The 6,000-nt window shown below is 66.5% G+C and carries 10 protein-coding genes and 1 pseudogene; 7 read left to right on the top strand and 4 right to left on the bottom strand.

What is annotated here, in order from left to right:
• The 4 genes and pseudogenes from BS74_RS12870 to BS74_RS12855 form a co-directional block, all read left to right on the top strand.
• Positions 1 to 327 (top strand): site-specific integrase (locus tag BS74_RS12870; protein ID WP_245606170.1); only part of this gene is annotated, 327 nt, incomplete at its 5' end.
• A gap of 96 nt (positions 328 to 423) precedes the next feature.
• Positions 424 to 504: pseudogene (locus tag BS74_RS12865) on the top strand (hypothetical protein); the annotation flags it as partial.
• 71 nt (positions 505 to 575) lie between these two features.
• A complete protein-coding gene (locus tag BS74_RS12860; RefSeq protein ID WP_245606169.1) occupies positions 576 to 833 on the top strand; it encodes a hypothetical protein in 258 nt (85 codons plus the stop codon).
• Entirely contained in the window at positions 812 to 949 is a 138-nt protein-coding gene (locus BS74_RS12855; protein ID WP_245606168.1) for a tyrosine-type recombinase/integrase, read from the top strand. Before BS74_RS12860 ends, BS74_RS12855 begins: the two co-directional genes overlap by 22 nt.
• 3 nt (positions 950 to 952) lie before the next feature.
• On the opposite strand, the gene BS74_RS11455 is transcribed toward BS74_RS12855, so the two are convergent.
• Genes BS74_RS11455 through BS74_RS11440 form a run of 4 tightly spaced genes read right to left on the bottom strand, consistent with a single transcriptional unit; the run spans position 953 to position 2,749 of the window.
• Entirely contained in the window at positions 953 to 1,267 is a 315-nt protein-coding gene (locus BS74_RS11455; RefSeq protein WP_038059339.1) for a hypothetical protein, read from the bottom strand.
• A 58-nt stretch (positions 1,268 to 1,325) separates the two neighbouring features.
• Positions 1,326 to 1,916 carry a ParA family protein gene (locus BS74_RS11450; protein ID WP_245606167.1) on the bottom strand — a complete coding sequence of 197 codons (591 nt, stop codon included), beginning with the start codon at positions 1,914 to 1,916 and terminating at the stop codon, positions 1,326 to 1,328.
• Positions 1,913 to 2,125 (bottom strand): helix-turn-helix domain-containing protein, encoded by a 213-nt coding sequence (locus BS74_RS11445; RefSeq protein WP_038059335.1) that lies wholly within the window; start codon positions 2,123 to 2,125, stop codon positions 1,913 to 1,915. Before BS74_RS11445 ends, BS74_RS11450 begins: the two co-directional genes overlap by 4 nt.
• A 33-nt stretch (positions 2,126 to 2,158) precedes the next feature.
• Positions 2,159 to 2,749 (bottom strand): PIN domain-containing protein, encoded by a 591-nt coding sequence (locus tag BS74_RS11440; protein WP_185747763.1) that lies wholly within the window; start codon positions 2,747 to 2,749, stop codon positions 2,159 to 2,161.
• A 169-nt stretch (positions 2,750 to 2,918) separates the two neighbouring features.
• On the opposite strand from BS74_RS11440, the gene BS74_RS11435 reads away from it, so the two are divergent.
• The 3 genes from BS74_RS11435 (at position 2,919) to BS74_RS11425 (ending at position 5,987) form a co-directional block, all read left to right on the top strand.
• Complete coding sequence (locus tag BS74_RS11435; RefSeq protein WP_038059368.1) at positions 2,919 to 4,208, top strand: XRE family transcriptional regulator; 1,290 nt, start codon at positions 2,919 to 2,921, stop codon at positions 4,206 to 4,208.
• A 187-nt stretch (positions 4,209 to 4,395) separates the two neighbouring features.
• Positions 4,396 to 5,313, top strand: coding sequence for an ATP-binding protein (locus tag BS74_RS11430; RefSeq protein WP_038059364.1), 918 nt, complete (start codon positions 4,396 to 4,398; stop codon positions 5,311 to 5,313).
• A complete protein-coding gene (locus BS74_RS11425) occupies positions 5,310 to 5,987 on the top strand; it encodes a TolC family protein (protein WP_038059362.1) in 678 nt (225 codons plus the stop codon). The genes BS74_RS11430 and BS74_RS11425 overlap by 4 nt, the downstream gene beginning before the upstream one ends.
• The last annotated feature ends 13 nt before the right edge of the window (positions 5,988 to 6,000 follow it).

Raw genomic sequence — 6,000 nt, 5'->3', positions numbered from 1 at the left:
GGTCTGAAGATGGTAGCCGCCCAAGACCCCCACGCCGAGCTCCTCCACCGCTTCCGCAGGTACCTGGAGATGGAGGAAGGCCGCTCCCCCCGCACCGCCAAGGAGTACCTCCTGGACGTGGGGCTCTTTTCCGCCTGGTACCGGGAGCGCTACGGCAGGCCCCCCAGGTGGGAGGAGATCGGGAGCCAGCACCTCCGCGCCTTCCTGGCCTCCCGCGAGGTGAGCCCCCACAGGGCGGCCGGATCCTCGCCAGCCTGCGAAAGTTCTTCCGTTACCTGGCCGAGGTGGAGGCGCTGCCCATTCTCAAGGACCCCACCGAGGGGGTGAAGCGCCCCAAGCTTCCTCGGCGCCTCCCCCGTCTACCTCACCCCCCCCCGAGGTGGCCAGGCTCCTGGAGGCCGCTACAAGCACCGCTCCCCACGCATCGGCCTCAGGGACTGGGCCCTCCTGGCCTTCCTCTACGGCACCGGCCTCCGCCTCTCCGAGGCCCTGAGCCTCACCTACTCCGACCTCACCTATCAGGATGGTATCCCCCACGCCATCCGGGTCCGGGGAAAGGGGACAAGGAGCGGGTGGTGGTGCTTTCCCCTACCGCCCAGCGGGCCCTCTACCAGTGGCTGCGGCACCGGAACCTGGAGGGACACCCCACGAGCCCCTACATCTGGAGCCACACCTCCGGCCCCAACCGGGGGAAACCCTTCTCAGCCCGGGCGGTGGAGGCCATGGTGAAGCGGGTGGCCCGGCGGGCGGGCCTCACGGACTGGCACCGCATCACCCCCACAAGCTCCGCCACTCCTACGCCTCCGCCCTGGTGGAGGCGGGCCGGGGCATAGACGAGGTGAAGGAGCTCTTAGGCCATTCCTCCATTAGCACCACCCAGATTTATGTGCACGTTTCCAGGAAGCGCCTGGAGGAGGCGGCCAAGGCCTTGCCAGACGTCCTGGGGTGACCTTTAGGTTTTCTCTGAGCGGAGTTTTTCCAAAAGGAGATCCACTGCCCATCTTATCAGCGTGTTCTCCGTAATTCTCTCCCCACCTTTGCGCTCCCGGTTCAGCTTCCTGGCCAGGGCGGTGAGAGCGTCTAGCTGGTCGGGGCGCAAGCGGCACTCCTTGCGGACATAGGTCAGGTACTTGGGGGTGGGGCGCTCCTTGGGGGCTTCCGCGGGGGCTGGCTTTGCCTCCCACAGCTCTTCGGGGGGCTCTTGGGGCGCGGCTTCCAGCGCCCCCGCCTCCTCCCGCACCAGCTCGGCCAGCCGCTTCCGCCTCATGCCCCTACCTCCACTGGGGTCAGGACCCCCTCCCCTAGCTCCCTTAGGAGTTCCTCCGCTACCCTCCGGTAGTCCGCCTCTCCCTCCCGGGCGTTCGGCCCCGCCAGCGGGTGATGGGCTTTCCCTCCAGGGCGGCCCGCTCGTGGGCCTTGTAGGCCCGCACGAAGGCGTGGAAGGCGGGCACCCCGGCCTCCATGAGGGCGGTCTGGGCTTCCAGGGCCTCCCCCAGGCTCCGGGGATCCACGCGGGTGAGGAGGACCCGGTGGGCCACTCCCAGGGGGCGCACCGCCCGGCGCACTGTTTCCACCAGGGCCTCGAGGTCCAAGGGGGCCGGGGGGGTGGGCAGGAGGGCAAAGTCCGCGGCCTTTAGGACCGCCTGGAGGGCCTCCGAGCGCAGGGCGGGGGGCGTGTCCACCACCACCAGGCCGTAGCCTCGCACCTGACGGAGGCGGGCCAGAAGGGTGGGGTCGGTCTCCTGGGCCAGGTCAAAGGGCATCTCTCCCCGGCCCGCCCACCAGGAGGCGGATCCCTGGGGGTCGGCGTCCACCAGGAGCACGGGAGCCTTCTCCGCCAGGATGGCGGCCAGGTTCACCGCGGTGGTGGTCTTGCCCACCCCGCCCTTGCCGTTCACCACCGCCACCACCCTCACCTCTGGACCTCCCTCAGGGCCTCTTCCAGGCGCTCCTCGCCGCCGAGAAGCCGGACGCCCTCCTCCCAGGGCACCCGCCACAGCCTTCCGACCCGGTGCCCCTTTACCTCCCCGGTGCGGAGCCACCTGCGCACCGTTTCAGGGCTCACCCGGAGAGCTCCTGCCAGCTCCTCGGGGGTGAGGAAGAGGGGTTTGTCCACGGGAGGCATTCTACCCAAAGGACGCACAAAGGGCAAGCGGGCCTAAGGTTCCTTCTGGCAAGTCCCCGGGGGGCAAATAAAGGCCAGATCGGTGTATAACCCCAGCTTTCTCTTAAAAACCTTGTTGTAGATATGCGCCGCCTCTTGGCAGGTCAAAAGGCCCTTGGCCACGGCTACCTCCAACAGTCCGCAGCTCCCTTTTACCTGCAGCCCGCGGGCAGTGGCTTCCCTTCGCAGGGCGCCGTCGTCGGTCAGGAGGAGGTACTTCCGGCTTATGGCAAGGGCTAGGGCCTCGAGGTCACCTCTTCGGTTCTTGAGGCGCCGGCACTGGGTAGCCAGCTGCGCAACTAGGTGGAGTTCTTGGGGCGTGAGCGTCACGCTTGCCCAAAGGGTGCCGTGCTGTTGCAGGTAGGCTGCTCGTCGGGGGATTTCTGGAACAAGTCGGTTGAATTCGCCCAACCTGTCTAGGGGGTCGGGGTTGATGATGGAAGGCGGGCCCACCACGGTCCCGGCAATCTCATGAAGGAGGGTTGCGTTCCCAGAGTCTACGAACAGGGCGAAAATGTTGTTGTCCGCTACAGCCTGCCAGCTCCCAAGGGCTTGGCCGGGGGGTTGCGGATCTCCGGTCAGCATCAAGTCGATTGTGCGGACTCCGGGGTGAAAAGTCAACGCCGTTCTCGTTAGTACCGGTAATTTCATTATCATTTAACGCATGAAAAAGGCAAAAATGGCCGATTTTAATAAAACACAAGTTGACATTTGCTTGCCGTGAGGTAACCCTATCTCCAAGGAGGTGTCGGCCATGCTCTCTATTGCCCCAAAGGACTTAGCGGCCAAGTTGCGCCAAGCGCGAGATCGGCTGGGCCTTAGCCAAGACGAGGTGGCCCAGGCCTTGGGCGTTTCCCGGGAGAGCCTGGCCCAATGGGAACGGGGGGACAGGCTCCCACCGGCCCTCCACCTTCAGAGGTTGGCCTGGCTTTATGGTCTAAAGGAGGAAAGCCTTTTTGAGGGGGGGGAGGCCGAGTACCGGGACGGCCTCAGCGTGCTCCTTCCCGAGGGGGTAAACCTATCCGCCAAGGCCCGCTTCGAGATCCAAAGGTGGCTGGAGTTCCTGGACGCCTATGCGGAGTTCCTGGAGGAGGAAGGAGAGGTTCTTTCTCCCGTCCCACAGGGCCCCTTAAAGGAGCTGCACGGAGGCTGGCTTACCGATGTGCGGCGGGCCTCGAGTGAGGCCAGGAAGGTTCGTGAGCGCCTTGCCCTAGGGCAGGACGTAATACCCGATCTACGGGTGTTGCTGGACGAGCTGGGCATCTTGGTTTATCACGCTTCCTTGGGGGAAGGAGGGGCTTGGGGCAGAGACCAGGTCCCAGAAGGGGAGGGTTCCCCCGTCCCCATCTGGGGGGCCTTCTACCGCCACCCCCAACTGGGGTTCAGCGTCCTGGTCAATGTGGATAGCACCCCGGGCCGCCAGATCTTCACCTTGGCCCACGAGCTGAGCCACGCCCTGTACCATTTCCGCCTCCCCGGCATCCTTTGCCGGAGAGAGCCTCTTCCCGAAGAGAAGGAGGTGGAGACTTTCGCCAATGCCTGGGCTGCCCACTTCCTGGTTCCAGGAAAGGCCCTCAGGGAGCAGGTAAGAGAGCGGGTCAGAGATCCGCGCAAGCTCTCCCCTGAGGACGCCCTTTTGCTTGCCCATCATTTTGGGGTCAGTTACACCTTCATCCTGTACCGCCTCCTCAACGAACGCCTGATCTCCAAGGACACCCTCAAGGCGTGGTCGCTGGTCAGCCCCAGGGTGCTGGCCGAGGCCTTGGGGCTTTCCCCGGAGCCTTACCGCCTCCCCGCCCCTTCTTCCCTGGGAGATCTCGGTCGGTTTCCCCCTTCAGTCCTGCGGAGGGTGCGAAGGGCGGTCTATCAGGGGAGGCTTTCCGTCTCCGAGGCGGCGGGGCTTCTGGATGTGGACTCCACCACCCTCCAGCGCAAGCTTCTGGCTTCCGCTAAGGAGGAAGCGGAGCCCAGGGAGGCCTTGGAGTTGTCTGAGGAGTTGGATTTCCTCACACCGGGTCGGCGGCCCAAGGCGCTGGAGGCCTGAGGAGGTCTTTGGGCTCAACCTTCGTTTCTTGAACCAGCAGACTTTGGGGGTCTGCTGGTTTCAGACTTACAGACTTCCGGAGTTACAGAGTTCCAGACTTACAGACTTACAGACTTACAGACTTACAGAGTTACAGAGTTACAGAGTTACAGAGTTACAGAGTTCGGAAGTCTGTTACTCTGGAAGTATGTTCGTGGGCCGTACGGAGGAGGGGAGGGCGGTCCTCCTCTCCGTGAGGGCGGGAAGGGGGGTGGTGCTGGTGGGCCCGCCAGGTTATGGGAAGACGGCCCTCCTCCAGGAGCTGCGGCCGGCCCTCGAGGCGTGGTCTGTCGTCCTGTGGGCGGACAAGCTCTCACCCTTCGGGGCCTTTCTGAAGGACCTCTTCCGGAGCCTTTGGGACGCCCGCATCCCCGTGGAGGGGGTGGGCATCTCCAAGGACCCGGAGGCGGACCTGAAGGCCTGGGGCAAGCGCTACCCGTCCAACGACGAGAAGGCCAAGAGCCTGGTGAAGGCCCTTAGGACCTACGCCGAGAGGGGGGTGAACCGGGCCACGGTGGTGGTGGACGACGCCACAGGGGTCCAGGGGAGCATGATCCCCTGGCTGGTGGCCTTGGCAGAGGTGACCAACCTGGTGCTGGCCGTCCACCCCGAAACCTTGCGCAAGGCCAATACCAAGCGCCTCTGGATGCGTCTGGACCGGGTGGACCTGCCTCCCCTTTCCCCCAGGGAAACCCGGGCCCTGGCCGAGGCCCTCGTGGAACGCTACGGCGTGGTGGCCGAGGACAAGGAGGCCTACCTCTCCCGGGTGGTGGCTCTCTCCGCCGGGGTGCCGGGGGAGGTGGAGCGGCTGGTCCGGTATGTGAGCGCCGAGGACATCGTGCGCAACCGGGATGTGGGCACGGGGTACGCAGAGGGTCTGGCGCAGCGGGAGGAGCGCGGGGTGGCCCTGGCTCCCATCCTCCTGGTGGCGGGGGGCGTGGCCATCGCCGCCCGCTACCTCGGTCTGGCCCGGGGGGAGATGGACCTGTATGTGGCCGGTGGGCTGGGCATTGCCGCCTTCGTGGTCCTGGCCCCCTGGCTGAGAAAGGCGGTGGTGGCCCGGTGAGGTGGTGGATCCTGCTCTTCGCCCTTCTTCCTGCCCTGGCCCAGGCCCCCGGCCTGACCCAGGAGGAGGCCCGCATCCTGGACCGCCTGGTGGAGGAGGCCCTGCCCCGGGATCCCGTCTACCTGAAGACCCTGGCGGACCTGGAGGCGGCCCGCCAGACCCTCGGAATACTTGGGGCGGTGTCCGCCGAGGTGGGGGCCGCCCTGGCGGGTGAGTACGGGCAGGTGGCCCCCTCGTACCGCCTCTCCCTGTCCCTGAACCTGGTGGAGCTCTTCCGGGACAAGGGTCCAGCCCTGCGGGCCCTCGAGGCGCAGGCCGAGGCCCAACGCCGGGAGGTGCGGCTGCGGGTGGCGGGGGCCTTCTTCCGCTGGCTCTCTGCCCGGGAGGCGGCCCGCGCCGCCGCCGACGGGGTGGAGGCCCGGGAGGCGGAGCTAAAGGCCCTTCAGGCCAGGGCCCGGGTGGGGGCCGCCACCCCCGCCGAGGTCCTGGCCGCTGCTGAGCGGGTTTCCCAGGCCCGTCTGGCCCTGTACCGGGCCAACCTGGACCTGGCCCTGGCCCTCGAGGATCTCGCCCGGGCGGCGGGCCTGACCCTGGACGCCCTGAGAGGCCTTCTGAGGCCCCTGGAAACCAAGGGGGGTACATCAGGAGCCCCCCCTGGCTCCCGGGGGCCTTAACGAGCGTTTTAGG

The sequence above is a fragment of the Thermus amyloliquefaciens genome (assembly GCF_000744885.1).
Classification (GTDB): Bacteria; Deinococcota; Deinococci; order Deinococcales; family Thermaceae; genus Thermus; species Thermus amyloliquefaciens.
The sequence above is the reverse complement of the archived record's forward strand: the minus strand, read 5'-3'. Positions and strand labels throughout refer to the sequence as shown.

Excerpts from the sequence above, each read along its gene's own strand:
- BS74_RS11445 (WP_038059335.1), bottom strand. The coding sequence starts at position 2,125 with ATGCCTCCCGTGGACAAACCCCTCTTCCTCACCCCCGAGGAGCTGGCA.
- BS74_RS11440 (WP_185747763.1), bottom strand. The coding sequence starts at position 2,749 with ATGCTGACCGGAGATCCGCAACCCCCCGGCCAAGCCCTTGGGAGCTGG.
- BS74_RS11430 (WP_038059364.1), top strand. The coding sequence starts at position 4,396 with ATGTTCGTGGGCCGTACGGAGGAGGGGAGGGCGGTCCTCCTCTCCGTG.
- BS74_RS11455 (WP_038059339.1), bottom strand. The coding sequence starts at position 1,267 with ATGAGGCGGAAGCGGCTGGCCGAGCTGGTGCGGGAGGAGGCGGGGGCG.
- BS74_RS11435 (WP_038059368.1), top strand. The coding sequence starts at position 2,919 with ATGCTCTCTATTGCCCCAAAGGACTTAGCGGCCAAGTTGCGCCAAGCG.